We start from the raw sequence: 24,429 nt of genomic DNA, 5'->3' as shown, positions 1-24,429 counted from the left end.
GAGGCTTGGACGAGGTATGACCCGCGTCCAGGCCTCAAATGTGTAAACGATGTCCCCGGTTTCAGATGTAAACGATGTCTACGGTTCTACACCCCGATGAGGCCCTATCAGTCACCGAATCATCATCAGTGTGGCTTCGCCGCCGCCTGCCACAACACTTCTGCAACACCCTGGCGCCTGGCAATCACCCTTGCCGCCACAAACAGCAAATCCGACAGCCGATTGATATACGCCAACCCCACCCCTTCCAACGGCTCGACAGCATTCAGGTGCTGACAGCGCCGCTCGGCACTGCGCGCCAGGCTGCGGCACACATGGGCCTGGGCAATCAGCGCCGAACCACCAGGCAAGATAAAGTTTTCCAACGGCCCGACTTCCTCGTTCCAACGATCAATCGCCGCTTCCAGCCGATCCACTTCCGCCGCGTTCAATGCCTTGTACTCCGGCATTGCCAACTCCCCACCCAGATCGAACAATCGATGCTGGCAAGGCGTAAGCACCTCGATCACGTCCTGTAAGCCTGGATGCTGTCCGCCGAGGGCTTCGAGATACGCCAGCAGTAACCCCAACTGGCTATTGAGCGTATCGACCTCGCCGATGGCCTCCACCCGGGGATGGTCCTTGGGCACGCGGCGGCCGTCGCCGAGGCCTGTTTCGCCTTTATCGCCGGTGCGGGTGTAAATCTTCGACAGGCGAAAGCCCATGGTCAGTGCTCCAGTTGGGTGAGTTCGTAAGGTGGCAGTTGGCCCGCCAGGGGCAGGCGCAAGGTGAAGCAGGTGCCTTGGCCGAGGGTGGAATGCACCTCCATCTGGCCCTTGTGGTTGTTGGTGATGATGAAGTACGACACCGACAGCCCAAGCCCGGTGCCCTGGCCGATTTCCTTGGTGGTAAAGAACGGCTCGAAGGTGCGTTTGCGCACGTTTTCGCTCATGCCGATGCCATTGTCTTCCACCTGGATTTCCGCCCACGGTGGGTTAAGGCGCGTGCGCAGGATGATGCGCCCCGGTTCGCTGTCGTCTTCGCGCAGATGAATGGCCTGGGCGGCGTTTTTCAGCAGGTTGAGCAGCACCTGTTCCAGTTCGTTGGCCGTGCCGGGCACGGGGCCCAGTTGCGGGTCGAACTGGCGGATGATCGCCTGGCCCTTGAAGTCGAAGCCAATGGCCAGGTCAAAGTCGTTACCGGCGATTTCTACCGCCTGGTCGATCAGCGCCGGCAGGTCGCAAGGCGCCATCTGCCGGTTGCTGCGGCGGCTGAAGCTGAGCATGTGGGTGACGATTTTCGCCGCCCGTGCCCCCGCCTGCTGGATACCGTCGAGCAGTTGCGGCACTTCGCGGCTTTGCAGGTAGCGGTTGACGGTGTCCAGCTCAACCCCCACCTGTTCGGCGTGTTCCAGGTTCTTGGGCAAGTCGGGGGACAGGCGCCGGCGAATGTTCTGCACGTTATGCAGGATCGCCCCCAGCGGGTTGTTGATCTCGTGGGCCATGCCGGCGGCAAGTCCGCCGACGGAGAGCATTTTTTCCGACTGCACCATCATCTCTTCCAGCGACAGGCGCTGGGTGATGTCGTCGATACGGATCACCACGCCGCGCCCGGCACCGCCCATCAGCGGGTAGAAGGTCAGGGCGTAATGCTTGGGTTCGTCGTCCTTGACCCAGGTGACGCGCTCGATGCGTTCCACCGTGTGTTGCTCCACCGTGGCCTTGATCTGCGGCAGGTACGGCTTGAGCGGCTGGAAGGCGAGGTAGATCGGTTGATTCAGCGCTTCATCCAGGCGCGTGCCGGACAGAGCCGTGGCTTCCTGATTCCATTGGGTGACGTAGAGCTGTTCGTCCAGGGCGATCAGTGCCGAAGGCATCGAGTCGATGATGCTGTTCAGGTAGTTCTGGAAACCGGTGAGCTTTTTCTCGATCTTGCTGCGTACCTGGACTTCCAGCTCCAGCTTGCGGTTGGTGTGGCGTGTCTCTTCGGCCAGGCCTTGTGCCTGGTCGTAGGCCGCCTGGGAGTCGTCCCGCGCGCGCTTGAGCTGCTGCTCCCGGGCTTCGATGCGCGACAGCATGGTGTTGAAGGCTTCGGCCAGGCTGCCGATTTCGTCGTGGTTGCCTGGGCCGGCGCGCAGGGCGTAGTTCTCTTCGCGGGTGACCTGGCGTGACAGCTCTTCGAGTTCATGGATCGGCCGGGTGATCAGGCGTTTGATTTGCCGGGCGATGATCAACCACAGCAGCACACTGAAAATCAGGATGCCCAGGCTCGCCGTCAATGTGCCGGTATAGAAGGCCACCGGCAGCTCACTGCTGGCCACCAGCAGCAGGTGGCCGGACGGTTGGCCGGGGCGGGGCAGGGTGATGACCTGGTTACTGCGAAATTCGGTCACTCGCCAGGCTTCGATATGCCGGTAGTTGTCCGGGAGGTGCAGGCGATCGCCGTGTTGCATCTGCGCCAGGCGATTGCCTTCGCCGTCGTACAGGGCGGCGGCGCGCAGGGGAGAATAGCTGGTCAGTTCATTGAGCAGCGCATCGGCCTTGGCTGGGGATTCAAGGGCTTCGGCGGCCAGGGCCGGGTTGGACACCAGCCGGCCGATGGCCTGCAAGGCCTGGGGCGCCATGCTTTCCTGGGAGATCCAGTAGGCGGCGCTGATAAAGGTCAGGTTAGCCACCAGCAGGACGGTGGTCAGCAGCACCAGCAGGGCGGCCAGCAGTTTCTGCCCGACCGGTAGGTTTTCTAGACGCTGGCGCAGCGGCATCAGGGTTTTCCCAGGTGATAGACAGGCGGGCAGGGTAGCGCGTGGTTCAGTCGCGGGGCAATCCGCGTGCAAGTAACTGCTCGACCAGGCGCACTTGCAGCTGTTGCACATGGGGCAGGCTCAATTGGTGACGGGCGGCCGCCTGGCAAGCATAGCCCAACAAGTAGCTGATCTCGGTGCGGCGGGCGTTGGCCACGTCCTGGTACATGGAGGAATAATTGGCGGCCGTGGCCTGGATGACCCGTTCCACTTCCTGGTGCAGATCCAGCGCGGCGGTGGGTTGGCCGCAGCATTCCAGCAGTTCGCCAAGCTCGGCACACAGGGTCGCGACTTCACATTGATGGTTCTGCAGTTCGCCGTTGCGGCACTGGTAAAGCACCGTCAGCGGGTTGATCGCGCAATTGAGCGCCAGTTTGCGCCACAGGCGCGTCAGGATGTCGGTACTCCATTCGTGGGGGATGCCCGCAGCGTGCAAGTCATCCAGCCACAGCGGCGGAGTAGGGTGGCTCGCGTCCCCCAGCCAGGTGTAGCCATGGCCGGCGAACACCACGCGCCAGTCACCGTCGCGAAACGCGCCTTCGGTGCTGGAGGCAAAAATGCAGCGCGCCTGGGGCAGTTGCGCGGCCACCGCGTCTTGGCTGCCGAGGCCGTTCTGCAGCAGGATCAGCTCGGCGTCCGATGCCAGGCGGTGTTGCAGCTGTGCGACAGCGCCCTGGGCGTCGTAGGCCTTGCACGCTACCAGCAGGCGATGAATCGGCTCGGGGCTGTCGGGCGTTTCAGCGAACACCGGGTGGGTATGGGCGACGCCGTGTTCCACGAGGGTCAAGCCGGGTGAAGCCCGGTAGCTGGCCAGGCGCCTGGCATCGCGCAGGATCAACCTGACGGGCAAGCCGGCACGAGCCAGGCGGGTGGCCCACAGTGTGCCCAGGCTGCCCGCGCCGAGAATATGCCAGGTGGTCGACATCAGTTTTTGCTCCGTAGGGTCGCTCACAGTGAACGGGACGAAAGAACCGCTATAATGCCCCGGCATTTTAGCTCGGGCGCGCTCCATCTCTACTGAACCCGCCCCTTATATTGGAGAAATCACATGCCTTCGTTCGACGTGGTATCTGAACTGGACAAACACGAAGTCACCAACGCCGTCGAGAACGCCGTCAAGGAGCTGGACCGCCGCTATGACTTGAAAGGCAAGGGCAGCTTCGAATTCAAGGAAAAGGAACTGACCGTCAACCTGACCGCTGAAGCCGATTTCCAGCTGGAAGCGATGATCGAGATACTCAAGTTGTCGCTGGTCAAGCGCAAGATCGACGCGCAGTGCCTTGAAATCAAGGACGCCTACGCCTCCGGCAAGCTGATGAAGCAGGAAGCCGTACTCAAGGAAGGTATCGACAAGGAGCTGGCGAAGAAGATCGTCGCCCATATCAAGGATGCCAAGCTGAAAGTCCAGGCTGCCATCCAGGGTGAGCAGGTTCGTGTCACCGGCAAGAAGCGTGATGACCTGCAGGAGGCCATTGCCGCCCTGCGCGCCAAGACCTTCGACATGCCGCTGCAGTTCAATAACTTCCGCGACTGATGGCACAGTGGGGAACCTGTGGACGTTTTCGGCGTCCCACGCCCCAGAGCCAGCGCCTGCACTTGAGCCCTACGGGGCTCATTTGCGTTTTCAGGCAGTCAGTAAGCCGCACATCTGCCACACAGGAGAAGCTACATGGATTTAAACGCTGAAATGGATCACTTGATCAAGACCTCGCAGTCATGGATCCCGATGATCATGGAATACGGCAGCCGGGTGTTGCTGGCGGTAATCACCCTGGCCATTGGCTGGTGGCTGATCAACGTATTGACCCATCGTGTGGGCCGTCTGCTGGCCATGCGTAACGCGGACCTGGCGCTGCAGCACTTCATCACCAGCCTGGCGAACATTGCGCTGAAAGTCATGCTGATTGTCAGCGTGGCCTCGATGATCGGCGTGGCGACCACCTCGTTCGTCGCCGCCATCGGTGCCGCTACCCTGGCCATCGGCCTGGCGTTGCAAGGCAGCCTGGCCAACTTTGCCGGTGGGGTGCTGATCCTGTTGTTCCGCCCGTTCCGCATTGGTGACTGGATCGAAGCCCAGGGCACTTCCGGGACCGTCGACAGTATCCAGATCTTCCACACCGTGCTGCGCACCGGCGACAACAAGACTGTCATCGTACCCAACGGCATCCTGTCCAACGGCATCATCACCAACACCAACCGTCAGCCGACCCGCAAGGTGGTGTTTGACGTGGGTGTGGACTACGAGGCGGATCTGCAAAAGGCCCGTGAAGTACTGCTGGACCTGGCAAAAGATCCGCGCGTACTGACGGATCCTGCTGCGGTGGCCGTGGTGTCGACCTTGGGCGATAGCTCGATCACGGTTTCCCTGCGCTGCTGGACCAATACCCCGGATTATTGGGATGTAGTGTTCATGCTGAATGAACTGGCGCGTGATCGTTTAAAGGCAGCGGGGATTGATATTCCATTTCCGCAGCGCGTTATTCGAGTGATGCAGGAAGCAGCTCCGAAGTAAGTGAAAGAAGCGCGTTTAACTTGGCCGAAAGGTCAGGTTAAACGTGTCATCTGAATCTCGTTAGTTAGCTTGCTAGTTATTTATTCGCTGAAATAAAACTGCAATAAAAAAGCCGCTCCCTTGTAAACAGGGGAGCGGCTTTTTTGTTTAAGGCCGGGGCCTTAAGTCATCGTTGTAATTGAACCGGCAATTACAAGATGTTCAGCGGGTATTGCGCGATCAGACGCAGTTCGTCGAGGGAACCCGAGTAAACCTGATCAGACGAGCGATAGGTCGCTTGACGTACGCGCAGGCTCAGGTCTTTGGCTGGACCGCTCTGGATCACGTATTTGGCTTCGATATCGCGTTCCCACTCTTTACCATTGTTAGTGGTCGAGGTGTTGGCGCCAGTACCTTTCACATAACGAGTCATGAAGCTCAGGCCTGGGATACCAAAGGTCGCCATGTTCAGGTCATAGCGAGCCTGGTAGGACTTCTCGTCTTCAGCGTTGAAGTCGGAACGGGCGATGGAGTTGGCCAGGAAAATCGTGCCGCCACCGTCTACGCCGTAGCCGTACTGGCCGTCGCCGCTGACCTTCTGTGCTGCCAGGGTGAAGGTGTGAGCGCCAATGGTGTACGCGCCTTGCAGGCTGAACGCACGGTTGTCGAGCTTGGTGGTGCTGTCTTTGTCAGCACGTACCAGGCCGGCGCCGTCGCTCTTGGTGTCGTAGATGTTGAAGTCGACAGCCACGGACTGGTCATCGCTGAGCGCGTGGGTCCAGTTGACGTTGGCGTAGATCTTCTTCCAGTAGTCTTCCACTTTCGAGTAGTAGAGGCTGGTGGTGAACTCTGGGGTCCAGGAGTACACACCGCCGACGAAGTTGGCGTCTCGCAGGCCACGGCTCGAGCCTGGTTCGGAGCTGGCGATACTGTCGCGGTAGGTTTGATCCTGGGCAACGATCGAGGTGAAGTGACCGGCTTCCAGTTTCAGATCTTTGATTTCGTTGCTGGTGATGGAGATGCCTTGCGGCAGTTCCGGCAGCAAACGGCTGTCATCGGAAGCGAACACTGGAGCGGTGGTGTACTGATCACCGATCTTCAGGACCGTATTGGACATACGGAACTTGATGGCTGCGCCGCCTTTGGAGTAGTCATCCTGCGAACGGCCGTCGGAACCCTCTGGGAACAGACCGGTGCCGGCACGGCCTTTGCCGCTGTCCAGCTTGACGCCCAGCAGACCGATCACGTCGACACCGACACCGATGGTGCCTTGGGTGTAACCCGAGCTGAAGAGGCCGTGGAAGCCGAGGCCGGTTTCTTCGATACGGCTTTGTTCTGCACCGTGGTTACGGCGGTCACGGCTGAAATACAGGGCCCGTGTCAGAATGCTGGCTGTACTGTCCTCGATAAAGCCCTTGGAATCGTCCTGGGCGGACGCCATTGCGAACTGCGAGGTGCCTGCTGAAACAGCCAGGGCGATCATGCTCCACTTCATCACGCGCATCGTGATTTGCTCCTTTGGTTTTAGGAAGAGTACTGCCGTCCCACCTGTATTTTTATCTGGGCGGCTCTTTCTTTTTTGTGTCGGCGCAAAGTTATATCACGCAGACTCTATTGACGATACTTACCCATCTTTCCTTTCAGCTTCTTTACGAGGCTGTCGTAAATTGCTAGTTCCATGTCGCAAATTCACAGTCCGAATGTAACGGGACTGACAACTTCAATGCTGTTTTCAAACGTCTTTCAGCGTTTGTCGTCTTCCTGGTATGCATTGAAACGCCACTGTTTTTTATCGCGAAACACTCACTTCCCTGCAGGTGCCGTTGTCGACGATAGGGGGGTGAATGCAACAAGCGCGCCCAAACCGGTAACTGAATGTCATTTTTTCGTGAAAAACGTTACGACGGGGTAAAAACCGCATAAGCACGGGCTTTTTACGCCGTTTGGTTTGGGCTTGACGCCCGTGTGTTACCGCTGTTGGGGGGTGCAAAAAAACCTTGCCCGAGAAAAACGTTACCGGTCCACCCCCATGGGTGGGTAGTTGGCGGATCTCTTTGAGGCACAAGTGGGTCATTTTGGTGCATCCCGGTGAGGCCCGAGTTAGCGTAGCTCAATTATTCGCCTGCATCGAAAGGGTGCGGTTTTTTTCTCCGGGTGCGCCGGGCGCCCCCCGCATTCGCCGTGAAGCCGCTCGCATTCGAAGGTATGCTGGGCGCCAGAACCTGACCTGCCAAACGGAGTGCCCGTGGTGTTCGCCTTAGATCAACGCCTGCAACAAGACACACTGGTGATCGGGGACTTCCCGTTGTGCCGCCTGCTGCTGTCCAATGACTCGAATTACCCGTGGTTCATCCTGGTGCCACGCATCAACGGTATCAGCGAAGTGTTTCAGCTGGATGTCGCAGATCAACAGATCCTCTGGAAGGAAACTACGTTGCTGGCGCAGTTACTCAACGAAGGCCTGGGCGCCGACAAGATGAATATCGGTGCGCTCGGTAATGTCGTCAGCCAATTGCACGTGCATGTGATCGTACGCAAGCGTGATGATGCTGCGTGGCCTGCGCCGGTGTGGGGCAAGCATCCGGCCCAGCCGTACACTGACGAACAAGTGGCGGCCATTCGTGTGCGCCTGCACGCGTTGCTGCCTGCCGACTTTATCTTCACCCAGGGTTGAACCATGGACTTGCAAGACCGCGTTACCGATCTGGAGAGCCGCCTGGCCTTTCAGGACGACACCATCGAGACCCTCAATGACATCCTGGTCGCCCAGCAGCGCGCGGTTGAGCGCCTGCAGCTGCAGATGACCGCGCTGCTCAAGCGTCAGGAAGAAATGGGCGGCCAGTTCGAGACGTCCGAAGAAGAGGCGCCGCCACCGCACTATTAATCCGAGTGCAATAAAAAACCGCGACCCAGCCAAGGCTGGATCGCGGTTTTTTTTGCTGCGACGGCTGGAATCAGCGACGCGGCAGGGCAGCGATCACGTCTTCGGCTTGCAGGCCTTTGTCGCGATTCATCACGGAGAACTCCACGCGCTGGCCTTCCACCAGGACGCGATGGCCTTCGCCACGGATAGCCCGGAAGTGGACGAAGATGTCGTCGCCCGAATCGCGGGAAATAAAGCCGAAGCCTTTGGAGGTGTTGAACCACTTGACGGTACCGGTATCCCGATTGGTCATGTCGTAGTTTTGCGACGCGGCCGCCGGGGACGAACGGTAGAAGCTGATGGCCAGGTGAAGAACGATAGCGACCACAGCAATCACCAGGCTGAGCAGGATGGCCGGATGGCCGCCCACTTCAGGCATAGGTGCCAGGAGGGTGAGGGTTTGTACGACAACGGTCAGTACCAGCAGTGCGCTGACCAGGTTTTGCAGTTGATGACGTGTGCCTTTGTTCCAGTAAGGGATTACGGGAGCGAGCGTCAGGTTAAGAAGGCCGAACAAGGCCAGGTACAGAGCGTCGTGTTGTTGCAGGTAGGGCAGGCTTTCAGGCTGCAGGCTCGGGATAAAGGACAGCAGCAACGCTGCAACGCCCGTTAGCAGGTGGACGATTTTCAACATTTTGATTAACTCACGTTAAGACGGATCACAAGGAAGAGCTGACTGGCACGGTTCGCTTCTGAACAATGGGAGGCGTTGGGCACGTGCGCGGGTATCAGCCTATGCCGCTTGCCGTGGAAATTAACGACGGCGACACGCTGCCTATTTAACAGCAAAGGCCGTGCCTACTCAAATCGAGCATTTTCCGCGGTTGAAAGGGGCGTGGCATTTCTGCGTGAAACGCTTGTCCTAGAGATGTGCAGGTGTTTCTGGCGGCCTTAAAGGAAATTTCCGACGTGTCCAAAGGCTTGTACTGCACGGGCTGAAAGGTCGTGCAGGGGCGATTTGTCGCATGTCGCCCGAGGGTGTCGGGCTGCGTCTACGCGGCGCTCTTGCTAGAGTGGTCGTGCACCTGATCAATGAATGCTTGTCAATTGAAGGGGATAAACATGGCAATCGATATCGGTATCAGTGAAGAAGATCGTAAATCCATCGTCGATGGGCTTTCACGACTGCTCTCCGATACCTATGTACTGTACCTGAAGACCCACAACTTCCATTGGAACGTCACGGGCCCCATGTTCCGTACGCTGCACCTGATGTTCGAAGAGCAGTACAACGAGCTGGCGCTGGCGGTGGACGCCATAGCCGAGCGTATCCGTGCCCTGGGTTTCCCGGCACCGGGCGCCTATTCGATCTACGCCCGTCTTTCCTCCATCAAGGAAGAAGAGGGAGTTCCCAGCGCAGAAGAGATGATCAAGCAACTGGTGGCGGGCCAGGAGGCGGTCACGCGTACCGCACGCGGTATTTTCCCGTTGCTCGACAAGGTCAGCGATGAGCCGACCGCGGACCTGCTGACCCAGCGCATGCAGGTTCACGAGAAAACCGCGTGGATGCTGCGCTCCCTGCTCGAAAACCAGTAACCGTCACCCACAGTGGCGCCGTTGTGGCGCCACTTGCTTGTTTCCACGCATTTCCTGGCGTTGTCCTACGCCTATCAACGCCCCGTCTTCTGGCTGCCTGCTTCGTCCTGCTGTCTTATAGGGCCACTGTCCAATGGGAGAACCCATGGGCTGTTGTTTGGCAATGGAGTGTCAGGTGTATGTCACGTGGAGTGGATGTGGGAGTGATGGAAACCGGTGGTTTCCACAAGATAAGCGTCGACCCCTTCGCCAAGGGGTTCGATATGGGGCTGGCCAAGCCATTGTCCCGATCGGTAAGGCTCAATGGGTTTTCCACTTGTCTTCGGCTTGAGCAGATCTATTGGAATATCCTCACGGAAATAGCCAGGATCAATGCCTGCTCTGTCAGCGCATTGCTGTCCTATGTCGATCGGGAAGTGCACTTGCGGTATGGAGGAGTGAAGAACTTCAGTGGGTTGGTCAGGGTAGTGTGTGTGGTTCATCTGTTAAAGGGCCGTGCTGTCTCGCCAAGCCCTGAGTAATCGGCAGGCCTCGGGGCTGGTCCGCTGTCGAGGTGGGCCTGCCCCGGGCAGAAAGCCGGCTGCGCTGCCTTGATTTACCAGATATAATCCCGCGCTTTGCTGCTGCCGGGGCTTTCTCCCTCTGCTCTCTATCAAGAGCGGGCGCGGCACAGTAACGATCGACCGCCGAGACATCGCCATGCCCATGTACGACTATCAATGTGCTTCCTGTGGACATCAGTTGGAAGCCATCCAGAAGATCAGCGCAGCGCCGCTGGTCGATTGCCCGGCCTGCCAGGCACCCGAGCTCAAGAAGATGTTGTCCATGCCGGGCTTCCGCCTGAGCGGCAGCGGCTGGTACGAGACCGATTTCAAGACCGGTTCGAAGAAGAACCTTGCGGGCGGCGACAAAGCAGACTGAGTTGAACTCCATGCGCAGGCTCCTGCATTATCCGTCCCCTGCTTTAATGTACGGTGACGAGGCAGGCCTCCACCGAATTTCGAATTACGAGAAGTGAAACCACTACCATGATGCGCAGCCACTATTGCGGCCAACTGAACGAGACCCTGGATGGTCAGGAAATCACCCTTTGCGGATGGGTTCACCGTCGCCGCGACCACGGCGGGGTGATCTTCCTCGATATCCGTGATCGTGATGGCCTGGCCCAGGTGGTGTTCGATCCGGACCGCGCCGAAAGCTTCGCCGCTGCTGACCGTGTGCGCAGCGAGTACGTCGTGAAGATCACCGGCAAGGTTCGCCTGCGTCCTGCCGGTGCCGTGAACGCGAACATGGCGTCCGGTGCGATCGAAGTGCTGGGCTACGAGCTGGAAGTACTCAACGAATCGGAAACCCCGCCGTTCCCGCTGAACGAATACTCCGACGTCGGCGAAGAAACCCGCCTGCGCTACCGTTTCCTGGACCTGCGTCGTCCGGAAATGGCCGAGAAGCTGCGCCTGCGTTCGCGCATGACCACCAGCATCCGCCGCTTCCTCGACGAGAACGGCTTCCTTGACGTCGAAACGCCTATCCTGACCCGGGCCACCCCGGAAGGCGCGCGGGACTACCTGGTGCCTAGCCGTACCCACGCCGGCAGTTTCTTCGCCTTGCCGCAATCGCCGCAGCTGTTCAAGCAGCTGCTGATGGTGGCCGGTTTCGACCGTTACTACCAGATCGCCAAGTGCTTCCGCGACGAAGACCTGCGCGCCGACCGTCAGCCGGAATTCACCCAGATCGACATCGAGACCAGCTTCCTCGATGAGAAAGAGATCATGGGCATCACCGAGCAGATGATCCGCAACCTGTTCAAGGAAGTGCTGGACCTGGAGTTCGGTGAATTCCCGCACATGACCTTCGAAGAGGCCATGCGCCGCTACGGTTCGGACAAGCCCGACCTGCGTAACCCGCTGGAACTGGTGGACGTGGCCGACCAGCTCACCGAAGTTGATTTCAAGGTGTTCAGCGGCCCGGCCAACGACCCGAAATGCCGCATCGCCGCCCTGCGCGTGCCTGGCGGCGCGAGCATGCCGCGCAAGCAGATCGACGACTACACCAAGTTCGTCGGCATCTACGGTGCCAAGGGCCTGGCGTACATCAAGGTCAACGAGCGCGCCAAGGGTGTTGAAGGCCTGCAGTCGCCAATCGTGAAGAACATCCCGGAAGCCAACCTCAATGTGATCCTGGATCGCGTGGGCGCGGTCGACGGCGACATCGTGTTCTTCGGCGCCGACAAAGCCAAGATCGTCAGCGAAGCCCTGGGCGCGCTGCGGATCAAGCTGGGCCACGACCTGGACCTGCTGACCTGCAAGTGGGCACCGATGTGGGTCGTCGACTTCCCGATGTTCGAAGAGAATGATGACGGCAGCTTCAGCGCCTTGCACCACCCGTTCACCGCGCCGAAGTGCTCGCCCGAAGAGCTGGAAGCCAACCCGGCAGGCGCGCTGTCCCGCGCGTATGACATGGTGTTGAACGGTACTGAGCTGGGTGGCGGTTCGATCCGTATCCACCGCAAAGAGATGCAGCAAGCGGTCTTCCGCCTGCTGGGCATCAACGAAGCGGAACAGGAAGAGAAGTTCGGCTTCCTGCTCGACGCCCTGAAATACGGCGCGCCACCCCACGGTGGCCTGGCTTTCGGCCTCGACCGCCTGGTGATGCTGATGACCGGTGCCCAGTCGATCCGCGAAGTGATCGCCTTCCCGAAAACCCAGAGTGCTGCGGACGTCATGACCCAGGCTCCGGGCGTGGTGGATGCCAAGGCATTGCGCGAGCTGCATATCCGCCTGCGCGAGACGCCGAAGGCTGAGTAAGGCTGCTGCGTGAAAGCGCACTGAGGTTTACGCAGTCTAAAAAGGCGCATCTTCGGATGCGCCTTTGCGTTACAAGGGTTGTATCCCACCCCGGGTGGGGTTGATAAGGTTTCTAGAGAATTTCGGAGTTGTGTTATGGCTGGCCATTCCAAGTGGGCGAACATCAAGCACCGCAAAGAGCGTCAGGATGCCAAGAAAGGCAAGATCTTCACCAAGTGGATCCGTGAGCTGACGGTCGCTGCCCGCCAGGGTGGTGGTGACCCGGGCTCCAACCCGCGTCTGCGCCTGGCCCTGGACAAGGCCCTCGGCGCCAACATGAGTCGTGACATTATCGACCGTGCCGTGGCCCGTGGGGCCGGCGCTGCCGACACCGACGACATGGTCGAGTTGACCTACGAAGGCTACGGCCCGGGTGGCGTGGCGGTGATGGTCGAATGCATGACCGATAACCGCAACCGTACTGCCGCCGCCGTGCGTCATGCGTTCAGCAAGTGTGGCGGCAACCTGGGGACTGACGGTTCGGTGGCCTACCTGTTCGAACGCAAGGGGCAGATCTCCTTCGCGCCGGGTGTGGATGAAGATGCACTGATGGAAGCGGCGATGGAGGCGGATGCCGACGACGTGGTGACCAATGAAGATGGCTCCATCGACGTGTTTACCTCGTTCGCCGGTTTCTACGCCGTGCGTAACGCCCTGGAAGCGGCCGGTTTCAAAGGCTCCGACGCCGAGATTGTGATGCTGCCGACCACCAGTGCCGAGCTGGACCTGGACGGTGCGCAGAAAGTGCTGAAGATGCTCGATATGCTCGAAGACCTGGATGATGTACAAAACGTGTATTCCAACGCCGACATCCCGGAATCCGTGGCCGAACAGCTAGGCTGAAGAATGAAGTAGATCCAAATGTGGGAGGGGGCTTGCTCCCGATGGCGGTGTATCAGTCAGCCTATGTCTAACTGGACGATCGCCATCGGGAGCAAGCCCCCTCCCACATTGGAACTACGGTGTATCAAAAAATGTGTTTATCCGACCTGCAGGCGTTATGACTTTAATCCTAGGTATCGACCCCGGTTCGCGCATCACCGGTTTTGGTGTGGTGCAACACACCCCGCGCGGCTGCGTCTACGTCGCTTCGGGCTGTATCCGTACCGGCGCAGGCGAGTTGGCTGAGCGCCTGCAGATCGTCTATCGCGGCGTGCGTGAAGTGATCCAGACCTACGGACCGGTGACCATGGGCATCGAAAAGGTGTTCATGGCAAAAAACGCAGATTCGGCGTTGAAGCTCGGCCAGGCTCGTGGCGCCGCCATCGTCGCCGGCGCCGAGGAGGGCATGGAGATCGCCGAGTACACCGCGACCCAGGTCAAGCAGTCCGTGGTCGGCACCGGCGCGGCCAATAAAGAGCAGGTGCAGATGATGGTCATGCACATGCTCAAGCTCACCTCAAAGCCGCAGATCGATGCCTCCGACGCCCTGGCCATTGCCATTTGCCATGCACACACGCGCTCCAGCCTGCTGCCTCACGGCCTGGGCACGGCACGCAGTCGTGGCGGGCGCCTGCGTCTCTGATAGCATCAGCGCAATCGTTATTTCCGGTCAGGCCTCGCTCTGACCCCAAGCTTTAAGGATCTGAACCGTGATTGGACGCTTGCGCGGCACCCTGGCTGAGAAACAGCCGCCGCACCTGATTCTGGATGTAAACGGGCTGGGGTATGAGCTGGAAGTGCCCATGACCACCCTGTACCGCCTGCCGTCGGTCGGTGAACCCATAACGCTGCATACCCATCTGGTGGTGCGCGAAGATGCGCAACTACTCTATGGTTTCATTGGCAAGCGTGACCGCGACTTCTTCCGCGAGTTGATTCGCCTCAATGGCGTGGGGCCTAAATTGGCCCTGGCGTTGATGTCGAGCCTGGAAGTGGATGAGCTGGTACGTGCCGTGTCGGCCCAGGACACCTCGGCGCTGACCAAGGTACCGGGCGTGGGCAAGAAAACCGCCGAGCGCCTGCTGGTAGAACTCAAGGACCGCTTCAAGGCCTGGGAGGTGGTGCCGAGCATGTTCGCCCTGGTGCCGAACCAGCCGGACATGCCGGCGGGCCAGGTCGCGAGTGCTGAAAGCGACGCCGTCAGTGCGCTGATCTCCCTGGGCTACAAACCCCAGGAGGCCAGCAAGGCCGTCTCGGCCATCAAGGACAAGAACCTGAGCAGCGAAGACATGATCCGCCGAGCCCTGAAGGGAATGATTTAAGTGATTGAAGCTGATCGTCTGATCGCGGCCACCGGGCCTCGTGATCGTGAAGAAGTCCAGGACCGCGCCATCCGCCCCCTTAGCCTTGCCGACTACATCGGCCAGCCCACCGTGCGCGAGCAGATGGAGTTGTTTATTCAGGCCGCGCGCGGGCGCAGTGAGTCCTTGGACCATACCTTGATCTTCGGCCCGCCGGGGCTGGGTAAAACCACCCTGGCCAACATCATTGCCCAGGAAATGGGTGTGTCGATCAAGTCCACCTCCGGCCCGGTGCTGGAGCGGCCAGGTGATTTGGCGGCGTTGCTCACCAACCTCGAGCCCCATGATGTGCTGTTCATCGACGAGATCCACCGGCTCTCGCCAATCGTCGAGGAAGTCCTGTACCCGGCGATGGAAGATTTCCAGCTCGACATCATGATCGGCGAAGGCCCGGCGGCGCGCTCGATCAAGCTCGACCTGCCACCGTTTACGCTGGTGGGCGCGACCACGCGCGCGGGCATGTTGACCAACCCGCTGCGAGACCGTTTCGGCATTGTTCAACGTCTTGAGTTCTACAGCACCGCCGATCTGGCGACCATCGTCAGCCGTTCGGCCAGTATTCTCGGCTTGCCCCTGGACCCGGAAGGCGCGTTCGAAATTGCCCGTCGGGCCCGGGGCACGCCACGGATTGCCAACCGCCTGCTGCGTCGCGTGCGTGACTTTGCCGAAGTCCGGGCCAAGGGGCATATCACCAAGGCCGTGGCGGACCTGGCCCTGAACCTGCTGGATGTGGACGAGCACGGCTTCGATCATCAGGATCGACGCCTGCTCTTGACCATGATCGAGAAGTTCGACGGCGGTCCGGTAGGTGTCGACAGCCTGGCGGCGGCCATCAGTGAAGAGCGCCATACCATCGAGGATGTGCTGGAGCCGTACCTGATCCAGCAGGGCTATATCATGCGCACGCCAAGGGGGCGGGTGGTGACGCGCCATGCCTATCTGCACTTCGGGTTAAACATTCCGTCACGATTGGGTGAGATGCCCGTGGTAGACGAATTCCTTGATGCAGTGGACGATTAAAAGCTTCACGCCAGTCGATTTATTCGATGTTTGTGCTGTCCTAGTGGCTGGCGTCGTCATTCAGTCACTGGATATGTTTTTCGAGAATGAAAAAACAGTTGCCCCAGCGGATTGGCAACCTGAGGAGTAAGCACTAGAGTATGCGCGCGCAAAACGGGGATCAGTCGTTCGCACATCGCTGTCGCGTTTATTACGAGGACACCGATGCCGGCGGCATCGTGTATTACGTCAATTATCTCAAGTTCATGGAGCGGGCTCGTACCGAGCGGCTACGGGAGCTGGGCTTTGCCCAATCCCAGCTGGCAGGGGAGGACCTGTTATTCGTCGTGCATTCCAGCGAGGCGCGCTACCACGCACCGGCGCGACTGGACGACGAGTTGCTGGTCAGCGCTGAAGTAATCGAATTGAACCGTGCCAGCCTGCGTTTCAAGCAGCAGGTCAGGCGGGCAACGGATGCAACGCTGCTCTGTGAGGGGCAGTTCCTGGTGGCGTGTGTGCGCACCAACAGTTTGAAACCTCGGGCCATTCCCGAAACTCTACGTGCGGCCTTTGCCGCCGTGAGCGGCGCGGGTAAACAATCAAAGCAGGAGATTTAGCGTGGAACCTACCGTCGTCGACCATTCCTCCATGTGGAGCCTGGTCAGCAATGCCAGTGTCGTGGTTCAACTGGTGATGCTGACCCTGGTAGCCGCATCGGTTACCTCTTGGGTCATGATTTTTCAGCGCAGCAACCTGCTGCGTGCCGGTCGACGTGCCCTGGAGAGCTTTGAAGAGCGCTTCTGGTCGGGTATCGACCTGTCCAAGCTGTACCGCCAGGCCGGCAGCAACCCGGACCCGGACTCGGGCGTCGAGCAGATCTTCCGCGCCGGCTTCAAGGAATTCTCGCGCCTGCGCCAGCAGCCGGGTGTTGATCCGGAAGCGGTCATGGAAGGCGTGGCCCGTGCCATGCGCGTCGCCATTTCCCGTGAAGAAGAGAAACTGGAGCAGAGCCTGCCGTTCCTCGCTACCGTCGGTTCCGTCAGCCCGTACATCGGCCTGTTCGGTACCGTGTGGGGGATCATGAACTCGTTCCGCGGCCTGGCCCAGGCCCAGCAAGCGACCCTGGCCACCGTGGCCCCGGGTATTGCCGAAGCCCTGATCGCCACCGCGATCGGCCTGTTCGCCGCTATCCCCGCAGTAATCGCCTACAACCGCTTTGCCGCCACCAGCGAAACGTTGATCGGCCGTTACTACACCTTCGCCGATGAATTCCAGGCGATCCTGCACCGTAAAGTGCACACCAGCGAAGAATAAGCAGGTAATTCCCAATGGCTTTAATCGCTCGAGCTCGCAAAAAGCGCAAGCCGGTCGCCGAGATGAACGTAGTGCCCTACATCGACGTGATGCTGGTGCTGCTGGTGATCTTCATGGTGACCGCGCCGATGCTCAACCAGGGCGTGAAGGTTGATCTGCCCAAGGTTTCCAGTGAAGCCTTGCCGCAGGACAACAACACTCAGGTCCTGACCATTTCGATCAAGGCTGACAAGACCTATTACTGGAACCTTGGCAGCGAAGTCGACACCCAGAAGCAACAGGACAAGGCCTTGACCCTGCCGGCGATGACCGATGCGGTGACCAAGATCATTCGCTCCGGCAACGAAGGCGGCAAGCACACCCAGGTGTTCATCCGCGGCGACAAGTCGGTCGACTACGGTTCCGTCATGGGCGCCATGGGCGGGCTGCAGAAGGCCGGCGTCGGTAACGTTGGCTTGATTACCGAGGCGCCCTGATGCACCAACAGCGAGAGCCGTCCGCCTCGGAAAGCTTCTTCTGGCCTAGCGTCTGGGCAATTGCCCTGCACGTCCTGGTCTTTGGCATGCTGTTCGTCAGCTTTGCCATGACCCCGGACCTGCCGCCAGCCAAGCCGATCGTGCAGGCGACCCTGTATCAGCTGAAATCGAAAAGCCAGGCCACCACCCAGACCAATCAGAAGATTGCGGGTGAGGCCCAGAAGTCGGCTGCGCGCCAGACTGAAGTCGAACAGATGGAACAGAAGAAGGTCGAGCAGGAAGCGGTGAAGGCTGCTGCGGAACAAAAGAAAGAAGAGGCGGCTCAAAAGGCCGAGGAATCGAAAAAGGCTGACGAAGCCAAGAAGGCCGACGAGGCGAAAAAGGCTGATGAAGCCAAGAAAGCCGAGAAAGCTGCCGAAGCTAAAAAAGCTGAAGAGAAACAATTGGCTGATATAGCCAAGAAGAAATCTGAAGAAGAAGCCAAGAAGGCTGCCGAAGAAGAGGCCAAGAAAAAGGCCGCTGAAGACGCCAAGAAGAAAATAGTCGAAGACGCGAAGAAGAAAGCCGCCGAAGACGCCAAGAAAAAAGCTGAAGCAGACGAGGCGAAGAAGAAAATCGCCGACGACGCGAAGAAGAAAGCTGCCGCCGATGCCACCAAGAAAAAGGCCCAGGAAGCAGCGCGTAAATCCGCCGAAGAGAAAAAGGCCCAGGCCTTGGCAGATTTGCTCTCCGACACGCCGCAGCGTCAGCAAGCCTTGGCCGATGAACGTGGCGATGAAGTCGCGGGCAGTTTCGACGACCTGATTCGGGCGCGGGCAGCAGAAGGCTGGACACGTCCACCTTCGGCACGCAAAGGCATGACAGTAGTGCTGCAGATCGGCATGTTGCCGGACGGTACGGTGACTTCGGTCAGCGTGGCCAAGTCCAGTGGTGACGGTTCGTTCGACAGTTCGGCGGTTGCCGCGGTCAAGAATATTGGCCGGTTGACCGAGATGCAGGGAATGAAACCAAGCGACTTCGCTCCCTATCGTTCATTCAAGATGACATTCACACCTGAGGATCTAGCCTTGTGAGAAACCTTCTTCGAGGAATGCTTGTCGTTATTTGCTGTATGGCAGGGATAGCGGCGGCGGATGAAAAGAACATCCTGGTCACCAGCGGCAGCGATCGGGCTACCCCGATCGCGGTAGTGCCGTTTGGCTGGCAGGGCGGCAGCGTGCTGCCGGACGACATGGCCCAGATCGTCAGCGACGACCTGCGCAACTCCGGTTACTACGCCCCGATTCCGAAAGGCAACATGATCAGCCAGCCGACCCAGGCCAGCGAAGTCATCTTCCGTGATTGGAAAGCGGTGGGCGCGCAGTACCTGATGGTCGGCAGCATCACGCCGGCCGGCGGTCGCCTGCAGATCCAGTACACCTTGTTCAACGTGGCCACCGAGCAGCAGGTCCTGACCGGCAGCGTATCGGGTACCGCCGAACAACTGCGCGACATGGCCCACTACATCTCGGACCAGTCGTTTGAAAAGCTCACCGGTATCAAGGGCGCGTTCTCGACACGCCTGCTTTATGTAACGGCCGAGCGTTTCTCCGTAGACAACACTCGCTACACCCTGCAGCGTTCGGACTACGATGGTGCGCGGGCAGTGACCTTGCTGCAGTCCCGTGAGCCAATCCTGTCGCCGCGGTTCGCGCCGGACGGCAAGCGTATTGCCTACGTGTCTTTCGAACAGAAGCGTCCGCGTATCTTCGTCCAGCACATCGATACTGGCCGTCGTGAGCAGATCACCAACTTCGAAGGCCTCAACGGTGCACCGGCCTGGTCGCCGGATGGTTCGCGCCTGGCATTCGTACTGTCCAAGGACGGCAACCCGGACATCTACGTGATGAACATGGCTTCGCGTCAGATCAGCCGTGTGACCAGCGGTCCTGGTATCAACACCGAACCGTTCTGGGGCAAGGATGGTTCGACCATCTACTTCACCTCGGACCGCGGCGGCAAGCCACAGATCTACAAGACCAGCGTTGGCGGTGGGGGCGCGGAACGCGTGACCTTTATCGGTAACTACAACGCCAATCCTAAGCTTTCGGCTGATGAAAAGACGTTGGTGATGATTCACCGTCAGGATGGTTTCACTAATTTCCGGGTTGCGGCCCAGGATTTGCAGCGTGGAACGGTAAAAATCCTCACAGATACCAACCTTGATGAGTCAGCTACTGTTGCGCCCAACGGCACCATGGTAATCTACGCCACCCGCCAGCAGGGCCGGGGAGTCTTGATGCTCGTGTCCATTAATGGACGCGTAAGGCTCCCGCTTCCTACCGCACAAGGCGAAGTCAGAGAACCGTCCTGGTCCCCTTACCTGAACTGACGCGGCGCTACAAAAAGAAGTACTTAACACACTGGGGTTCATTAGGAGTTTCACGATGGAAATGCTGAAGTTTGGTAAGTTTGCTGCTCTGGCTCTGGCTCTGTCCGTAGCCGTTGGTTGCTCGTCTAAAGGCGGCGACAATGCCGGTGAAGGCGCAGCTGTTGATCCAAACGCTGGTTACGGCGCTAACACTGGTGCAGTTGACGGCTCCCTGAGCGAAGAAGCTGCTCTGCGCGCTATCACCACTTTCTACTTCGAATACGACAGTTCGGACCTGAAGCCAGAAGCCATGCGCGCTCTGGACGTTCACGCGAAGGACCTGAAAGCTAACGGCGCTCGCGTTGTTCTGGAAGGTAACACTGACGAACGTGGTACTCGTGAGTACAACATGGCACTGGGCGAGCGTCGTGCGAAAGCCGTTCAGCGCTACCTGGTACTGCAAGGTGTTGCTCCAGGCCAACTGGAACTGGTTTCCTACGGTAAAGAGCGTCCAGTTGCTACTGGCCACGACGAGCAGTCCTGGGCTCAAAACCGTCGCGTCGAACTGCGTAAGTAATTCGTCATGCGAACGTGCCGTCGTGCTCTAACTGTATTGGCTCTCAGCCTCGCCCCGCTTGCGGTGTGGGCTGCGGTTCCTGTGGAAGACAGCAACTCTGGCTATAACAATAGCGGGAGCAGCTATCCGCCAGCGGGTTATGGCACGAACGGCGCCTATGCTGGGGGGGCGGCTACGTCCGCTCCCTCGGCACAGGGCGAACTGTTCAACCAGCTGCAACGCATGCAGGATCAATTGGCGCAGCAACAAGGCACCATTGAAGTTCTGCAAAATGAGGTGCGTCAGCTGAAGCAGGAAGGCCTGGAGCGTTACCAGGATCTTGATCGACGTATAGGAGCCGGTGTTACACCTGCCGCTACTCCTGATAATTCTTCTGCCGGTGGCGCGCCCAGCGCGGCTATCGGTGGTGCAGCAGCAGGGGCCGCCGCTGCGAGCCAAGCCCCTGCCGCCAGCAGTGAACCGGGTGATCCGGCGAAGGAAAAGCTGTATTACGATGCAGCCTTCGACCTGATCAAGGCCAAGGATTTCGATAAGGCCAGCAAAGCCTTTACCGCCTTCCTGGGCCGCTACCCAAACAGCCAGTACGCGGGCAATGCCCAATACTGGTTGGGCGAGGTGAATCTGGCAAAGGGTGATCTGCAGGGGGCGGGCCAGGCATTTGCCAAGGTCAGTCAACTGTACCCCAAGCACGCCAAGGTGCCCGACTCGCTGTATAAACTCGCTGACGTAGAACGCCGCCTGGGTCATACCGACAAGGTCAAAGGCATTCTGCAGCAGGTCGTAGCCCAGTATCCGGGTACCTCCGCTGCACAGTTGGCCCAACGGGATCTGCAACGCTTGTAAGCGATGCAGCCGTTTAGAAGAAACCCGCGCCTGGCGCGGGTTTTTTCGTTAGAATCCACGCCCTTTTATGACACACGCTTCCTGGGGCCTACGCGTTGGCGGGGTTCCTTGAAGTGCCTGACGGAGGCGGACAGCCTGTTTAGCTGTTACGCCCGTGGCGACTATGCAAGACACATTACGCATCACCGAAGTTTTTTACTCGTTACAGGGTGAAACGCGAACCGCTGGCCTGCCCACGGTTTTTGTGCGCCTGACCGGTTGCCCCTTGCGTTGCCAATACTGTGACAGCGCCTACGCCTTCAGTGGCGGCACCGTGCGCACCCTCGAAGACATCCTGGAGCAGGTTGCCAGCTACCGGCCCCGCTACGTTTGTGTAACGGGTGGCGAGCCCCTGGCCCAGCCCAACGCCATCCCCTTGCTCAAACAGCTGTGTGATGCCGGTTACGAGGTCTCCCTGGAAACCAGCGGGGCCCTGGATATTTCCGCTGTAGACCCGCGTGTCAGCCGAGTGGTTGACCTCAAGACGCCGGGCTCCAAGGAAGTGCATCGCAACCGCTACGAGAACATCGAACTGCTGACGCCCAACGATCAGGTCAAGTTCGTGATTTGTTCCCGTGAAGACTATGACTGGGCCAACTCCAAGCTGATCCAGTACGGCCTTGACCGCCGTGCCGGTGAGGTGTTGTTCTCTCCCAGCCACCACGACCTGAACGCGCGCGATCTGGCCGACTGGGTGGTTGCCGATAACCTGCCCGTACGCCTGCAATTGCAGCTGCATAAATACCTGTGGAACGACGAACCGGGGCGCTGAGATGACTGATCAAAAGCGCGCGGTCATCCTGCTGTCCGGTGGCCTCGACTCCGCGACGTTAGTGGCCATGGTTCGCGCCGAAGGTTACAGCTGTTACACCATGAGCTTCGACTACGGTCAGCGCCACCGTGCCGAGTTGGAGGCCGCCGCCCGTGTGGCCCGAGACCTGGGCGTGGTCGAACACAAGGTGATTGGCCTGAACCTCGACGGCATGGGTGGCTCGGCCTTGACCGACAGCACTATCGACGTCCCGGAGGCCCCCACCCAAGGCATCCCGGTCACCTACGTACCGGCACGCAACACCGTGTTCCTGTCCCTGGCCCTGGGCTGGGCGGAGGTTCTGAATGCGCGGGACATCTTCATCGGGGTTAATGCCCTTGATTACAACGGCTACCCGGACTGCCGCCCGGAATACGTCGAGTCGTTCGAACGCATGGCCAATTTGGCGACAAAAGCCGGGGTAGAAGGGCAGGGTTTCCGGATCCAGGCACCGCTGCAAAACCTGAGCAAGGCCGCTATCGTGAAGGTTGGCGTAGGACTCGGTGTCAATTACTCGCTGACAGTTTCCTGCTATCAGGCAGACGATGACGGCCGTGCCTGTGGGAAATGCGACAGCTGCCGACTGCGTGCAGAGGGCTTCCAAATGGCCGGAATTACGGACCCGACGCGTTATTTCTGATTTATTTCAAATAAGGTGTTGAATAATCCTTAGAAATCAGTATTATACGCGCCACCACACAGCGGGTCGTTAGCTCAGTTGGTAGAGCAGTTGGCTTTTAACCAATTGGTCGTAGGTTCGAATCCCACACGACCCACCATTTTTGGCGGTTTAGAAAATCCGGAAGGCCCACGCAAGTGAGGATTTCCGGGTTTTTTTTTGCCTGCGATTTGGTGCTTACCTGCCGGTGCGCAATGCACCCAAGCTATACCAGCATTTGGCAAACCTCCCTGTTGACTCTCCTGTTACGGGCACACCCTATCCTGCCCGCTCGACTTTTCAGGATGAAGTGATGATGAGCAAGCGAGTACTGGTGATTCTGGGGCACCCCTCAACCGACAGTTTCTGTGGGGCATTGACCGACACCTATGTGAAGGCGGCCACGGAGGCCGGGCACGATGTGCGTCTGTTACGCCTGGATGCTCTGCGGTTTGATCCAGTGCTGCACGATGGCTACAAACAGGTTCAGTTGCTGGAGCCCGATCTGCTCAAGGCCCAGGCCGATATCACCTGGGCTGAGCACCTGGCGTTTGTCTATCCCATCTGGTGGGGCGGAATTCCGGCCCTGATGAAAGGCTTCTTCGATCGGATATTCCTTCCCGGCTTTGCCTTCAAGTACCGCGAAGGCAAAGCCTTTCCCGACAAGCTTTTGAAGGGGCGCACGGCTCACCTGCTGGTCACGATGGATACCCCGCCGTGGTACTACAAGTGGGTCTACCGCATGCCGGGCCTGCACCAGATGCGCAAGACCACCCTGGAGTTCTGCGGCATCAAACCATTGAAGACCCTTACGTTCGGGCCGATCCTCGGTTCCGGCGACTCCCAGCGCGAAGCCTGGCTCAAGCAAGCCCAGGCTATCGCTTGCCGCTGACATAGCCGTTGCACAGCATCGCCTTGCAGCAGGCGATGCCGGCTTTATCCCTGCCAAGTACACTGCCTTTTGCCACCTTCGGGTTTCCGACCCCGTAGACATGTGTGAAGATGCGGCGCGCCAAAGTGCTCTCCCCACTCTTGTGCCAAAAAAGGACTTTTCATGTATATCGGCAAAGCCGCCCAGCTATCGGGCACTACCGTCAAGACGATCCGCCACTATGAAGACATTGGCTTGCTGCCGCCGCCTGTACGCGAAGGTAAGTATCGGGTCTATAACCAGCAAGGCGTTGAGCTGTTGACGTTCATCAAGTGTGCTCAGCAGCTGGGTTTCAAGCTTAAGGAAATGCAGGCGATTCTTCAGGACCACCGGGGCCTGGAGCTGCCTTGGGATTTGGCCAACCAGGCCATTGCCGATAAAAAGCTCGAGCTGAAAGCCCAGATCGAAGGGCTGCAAAACATCTACGACGGTCTTGAACAGTTCGAAAGCAACCTCAAGGACGCCCGGTACCAATGCCAGTTTGAGCCTCTTTCCAAAACGGTCTGAACGAACTTGCTGCATGAACTCTGCCCGCTGACGGCTATGTGCTTGAGGTGATTTCTGAAGGCGGGGGAGACCCAAGGTACTATTGCGGTTTTTTAATCGACAGGCGCAC

28 protein-coding genes and 1 tRNA gene are annotated in these 24,429 nt (G+C 59.1%); 24 read left to right on the top strand and 5 right to left on the bottom strand.

Annotated features, from left to right (window positions below; genetic code table 11):
- Positions 1-125: 125 nt before the first annotated feature.
- The 3 genes from C8K58_RS28550 to C8K58_RS28540 are packed head-to-tail and all read right to left on the bottom strand — an operon-like array spanning position 126 to position 3,704.
- Positions 126-704, bottom strand: coding sequence for a cob(I)yrinic acid a,c-diamide adenosyltransferase (locus C8K58_RS28550; protein ID WP_098478848.1), 579 nt, complete (start codon positions 702-704; stop codon positions 126-128).
- A gap of 2 nt (positions 705-706) precedes the next feature.
- The gene (locus tag C8K58_RS28545) at positions 707-2,740 is read right to left on the bottom strand and encodes a PAS domain-containing sensor histidine kinase (RefSeq protein ID WP_027605530.1); all 2,034 of its coding nucleotides are present in this window, start codon (positions 2,738-2,740) and stop codon (positions 707-709) included.
- 46 nt (positions 2,741-2,786) lie between these two features.
- Positions 2,787-3,704, bottom strand: coding sequence for a putative 2-dehydropantoate 2-reductase (locus C8K58_RS28540; RefSeq protein WP_108574755.1), 918 nt, complete (start codon positions 3,702-3,704; stop codon positions 2,787-2,789).
- A gap of 123 nt (positions 3,705-3,827) precedes the next feature.
- Here C8K58_RS28540 and C8K58_RS28535 point away from each other — a divergent pair, with 123 nt between their 5' ends.
- On the top strand, positions 3,828-4,313 hold the full coding sequence (locus tag C8K58_RS28535) for a YajQ family cyclic di-GMP-binding protein (protein WP_003175814.1): 486 nt from the start codon (positions 3,828-3,830) through the stop codon (positions 4,311-4,313).
- 135 nt (positions 4,314-4,448) lie between these two features.
- Positions 4,449-5,291 (top strand): mechanosensitive ion channel family protein, encoded by an 843-nt coding sequence (locus tag C8K58_RS28530; protein ID WP_027605532.1) that lies wholly within the window; start codon positions 4,449-4,451, stop codon positions 5,289-5,291.
- Between the two features lie 190 nt (positions 5,292-5,481).
- On the opposite strand, the gene C8K58_RS28525 is transcribed toward C8K58_RS28530, so the two are convergent.
- Positions 5,482-6,774, bottom strand: a complete 1,293-nt coding sequence (locus tag C8K58_RS28525; protein WP_027605533.1) for an OprD family porin — start codon at positions 6,772-6,774, stop codon at positions 5,482-5,484.
- 744 nt (positions 6,775-7,518) lie between these two features.
- Between C8K58_RS28525 and C8K58_RS28520 the strand changes: the two genes are divergently transcribed.
- Positions 7,519-7,944: an HIT domain-containing protein gene (locus C8K58_RS28520; protein WP_098479970.1), complete on the top strand. Its 426-nt coding sequence runs from the start codon at positions 7,519-7,521 to the stop codon at positions 7,942-7,944.
- Between the two features lie 3 nt (positions 7,945-7,947).
- Positions 7,948-8,154, top strand: coding sequence for a SlyX family protein (locus tag C8K58_RS28515; protein ID WP_027605535.1), 207 nt, complete (start codon positions 7,948-7,950; stop codon positions 8,152-8,154).
- A 70-nt stretch (positions 8,155-8,224) separates the two neighbouring features.
- Here C8K58_RS28515 and C8K58_RS32915 read toward each other — a convergent pair whose 3' ends face one another.
- The gene (locus C8K58_RS32915; protein ID WP_005790922.1) at positions 8,225-8,827 is read right to left on the bottom strand and encodes a cold-shock protein; all 603 of its coding nucleotides are present in this window, start codon (positions 8,825-8,827) and stop codon (positions 8,225-8,227) included.
- A 428-nt stretch (positions 8,828-9,255) separates the two neighbouring features.
- Here C8K58_RS32915 and C8K58_RS28505 point away from each other — a divergent pair, with 428 nt between their 5' ends.
- The 20 genes from C8K58_RS28505 (at position 9,256) to C8K58_RS28410 (ending at position 24,320) form a co-directional block, all read left to right on the top strand.
- Positions 9,256-9,729, top strand: coding sequence for a Dps family protein (locus tag C8K58_RS28505; protein WP_027605536.1), 474 nt, complete (start codon positions 9,256-9,258; stop codon positions 9,727-9,729).
- Positions 9,730-9,908: 179 nt separating this feature from the next.
- Positions 9,909-10,250: a ribbon-helix-helix domain-containing protein gene (locus tag C8K58_RS28500; RefSeq protein WP_027605537.1), complete on the top strand. Its 342-nt coding sequence runs from the start codon at positions 9,909-9,911 to the stop codon at positions 10,248-10,250.
- Between the two features lie 178 nt (positions 10,251-10,428).
- Complete coding sequence (locus C8K58_RS28495) at positions 10,429-10,650, top strand: FmdB family zinc ribbon protein (RefSeq protein ID WP_010208103.1); 222 nt, start codon at positions 10,429-10,431, stop codon at positions 10,648-10,650.
- 107 nt (positions 10,651-10,757) lie between these two features.
- A complete protein-coding gene (gene aspS / locus C8K58_RS28490; RefSeq protein ID WP_027605538.1) occupies positions 10,758-12,533 on the top strand; it encodes an aspartate--tRNA ligase in 1,776 nt (591 codons plus the stop codon).
- 135 nt (positions 12,534-12,668) lie between these two features.
- Positions 12,669-13,415, top strand: a complete 747-nt coding sequence (locus tag C8K58_RS28485) for a YebC/PmpR family DNA-binding transcriptional regulator (protein WP_027605539.1) — start codon at positions 12,669-12,671, stop codon at positions 13,413-13,415.
- A gap of 157 nt (positions 13,416-13,572) precedes the next feature.
- Positions 13,573-14,097: a crossover junction endodeoxyribonuclease RuvC gene (gene ruvC / locus C8K58_RS28480; protein WP_027605540.1), complete on the top strand. Its 525-nt coding sequence runs from the start codon at positions 13,573-13,575 to the stop codon at positions 14,095-14,097.
- A 67-nt stretch (positions 14,098-14,164) separates the two neighbouring features.
- Positions 14,165-14,776 carry a Holliday junction branch migration protein RuvA gene (gene ruvA / locus C8K58_RS28475; RefSeq protein ID WP_003175802.1) on the top strand — a complete coding sequence of 204 codons (612 nt, stop codon included), beginning with the start codon at positions 14,165-14,167 and terminating at the stop codon, positions 14,774-14,776.
- Positions 14,777-15,835, top strand: coding sequence for a Holliday junction branch migration DNA helicase RuvB (ruvB, locus tag C8K58_RS28470; protein WP_003175801.1), 1,059 nt, complete (start codon positions 14,777-14,779; stop codon positions 15,833-15,835).
- A gap of 140 nt (positions 15,836-15,975) precedes the next feature.
- Positions 15,976-16,431, top strand: a complete 456-nt coding sequence (ybgC, locus tag C8K58_RS28465) for a tol-pal system-associated acyl-CoA thioesterase (RefSeq protein WP_032890914.1) — start codon at positions 15,976-15,978, stop codon at positions 16,429-16,431.
- Between the two features lies 1 nt (position 16,432).
- Complete coding sequence (tolQ, locus tag C8K58_RS28460) at positions 16,433-17,128, top strand: protein TolQ (protein ID WP_015885609.1); 696 nt, start codon at positions 16,433-16,435, stop codon at positions 17,126-17,128.
- A gap of 23 nt (positions 17,129-17,151) precedes the next feature.
- Positions 17,152-17,604 carry a protein TolR gene (tolR, locus tag C8K58_RS28455; protein WP_161793227.1) on the top strand — a complete coding sequence of 151 codons (453 nt, stop codon included), beginning with the start codon at positions 17,152-17,154 and terminating at the stop codon, positions 17,602-17,604.
- A complete protein-coding gene (tolA, locus tag C8K58_RS28450; protein ID WP_053135848.1) occupies positions 17,604-18,677 on the top strand; it encodes a cell envelope integrity protein TolA in 1,074 nt (357 codons plus the stop codon). The genes tolR and tolA overlap by 1 nt, the downstream gene beginning before the upstream one ends.
- A gap of 17 nt (positions 18,678-18,694) precedes the next feature.
- Positions 18,695-19,975, top strand: coding sequence for a Tol-Pal system beta propeller repeat protein TolB (gene tolB, locus C8K58_RS28445; RefSeq protein WP_043293513.1), 1,281 nt, complete (start codon positions 18,695-18,697; stop codon positions 19,973-19,975).
- 55 nt (positions 19,976-20,030) lie between these two features.
- Positions 20,031-20,531, top strand: coding sequence for a peptidoglycan-associated lipoprotein Pal (pal, locus tag C8K58_RS28440; RefSeq protein WP_003209827.1), 501 nt, complete (start codon positions 20,031-20,033; stop codon positions 20,529-20,531).
- A gap of 6 nt (positions 20,532-20,537) precedes the next feature.
- Positions 20,538-21,374 (top strand): tol-pal system protein YbgF, encoded by an 837-nt coding sequence (ybgF, locus tag C8K58_RS28435; RefSeq protein WP_027605544.1) that lies wholly within the window; start codon positions 20,538-20,540, stop codon positions 21,372-21,374.
- Positions 21,375-21,537: 163 nt separating this feature from the next.
- Positions 21,538-22,185, top strand: coding sequence for a 7-carboxy-7-deazaguanine synthase QueE (queE, locus tag C8K58_RS28430; RefSeq protein ID WP_090400561.1), 648 nt, complete (start codon positions 21,538-21,540; stop codon positions 22,183-22,185).
- A 1-nt stretch (position 22,186) separates the two neighbouring features.
- Positions 22,187-22,864, top strand: a complete 678-nt coding sequence (gene queC, locus C8K58_RS28425; protein WP_108574754.1) for a 7-cyano-7-deazaguanine synthase QueC — start codon at positions 22,187-22,189, stop codon at positions 22,862-22,864.
- 63 nt (positions 22,865-22,927) lie between these two features.
- A tRNA-Lys gene (locus C8K58_RS28420) sits at positions 22,928-23,003 on the top strand.
- 192 nt (positions 23,004-23,195) lie between these two features.
- Positions 23,196-23,774 carry an NAD(P)H-dependent oxidoreductase gene (locus tag C8K58_RS28415; protein WP_027605547.1) on the top strand — a complete coding sequence of 193 codons (579 nt, stop codon included), beginning with the start codon at positions 23,196-23,198 and terminating at the stop codon, positions 23,772-23,774.
- A gap of 162 nt (positions 23,775-23,936) precedes the next feature.
- On the top strand, positions 23,937-24,320 hold the full coding sequence (locus C8K58_RS28410) for a MerR family transcriptional regulator (RefSeq protein WP_092358396.1): 384 nt from the start codon (positions 23,937-23,939) through the stop codon (positions 24,318-24,320).
- Positions 24,321-24,429 lie beyond the last annotated feature (109 nt).

It is taken from the genome of Pseudomonas sp. GV047 (assembly GCF_003058245.1).
Lineage (GTDB): Bacteria > Pseudomonadota > Gammaproteobacteria > Pseudomonadales > Pseudomonadaceae > Aquipseudomonas > Aquipseudomonas marginalis.
Note: the sequence above shows the minus strand (reverse complement) of the source record. Positions and strands in the feature narration are given on the sequence as shown.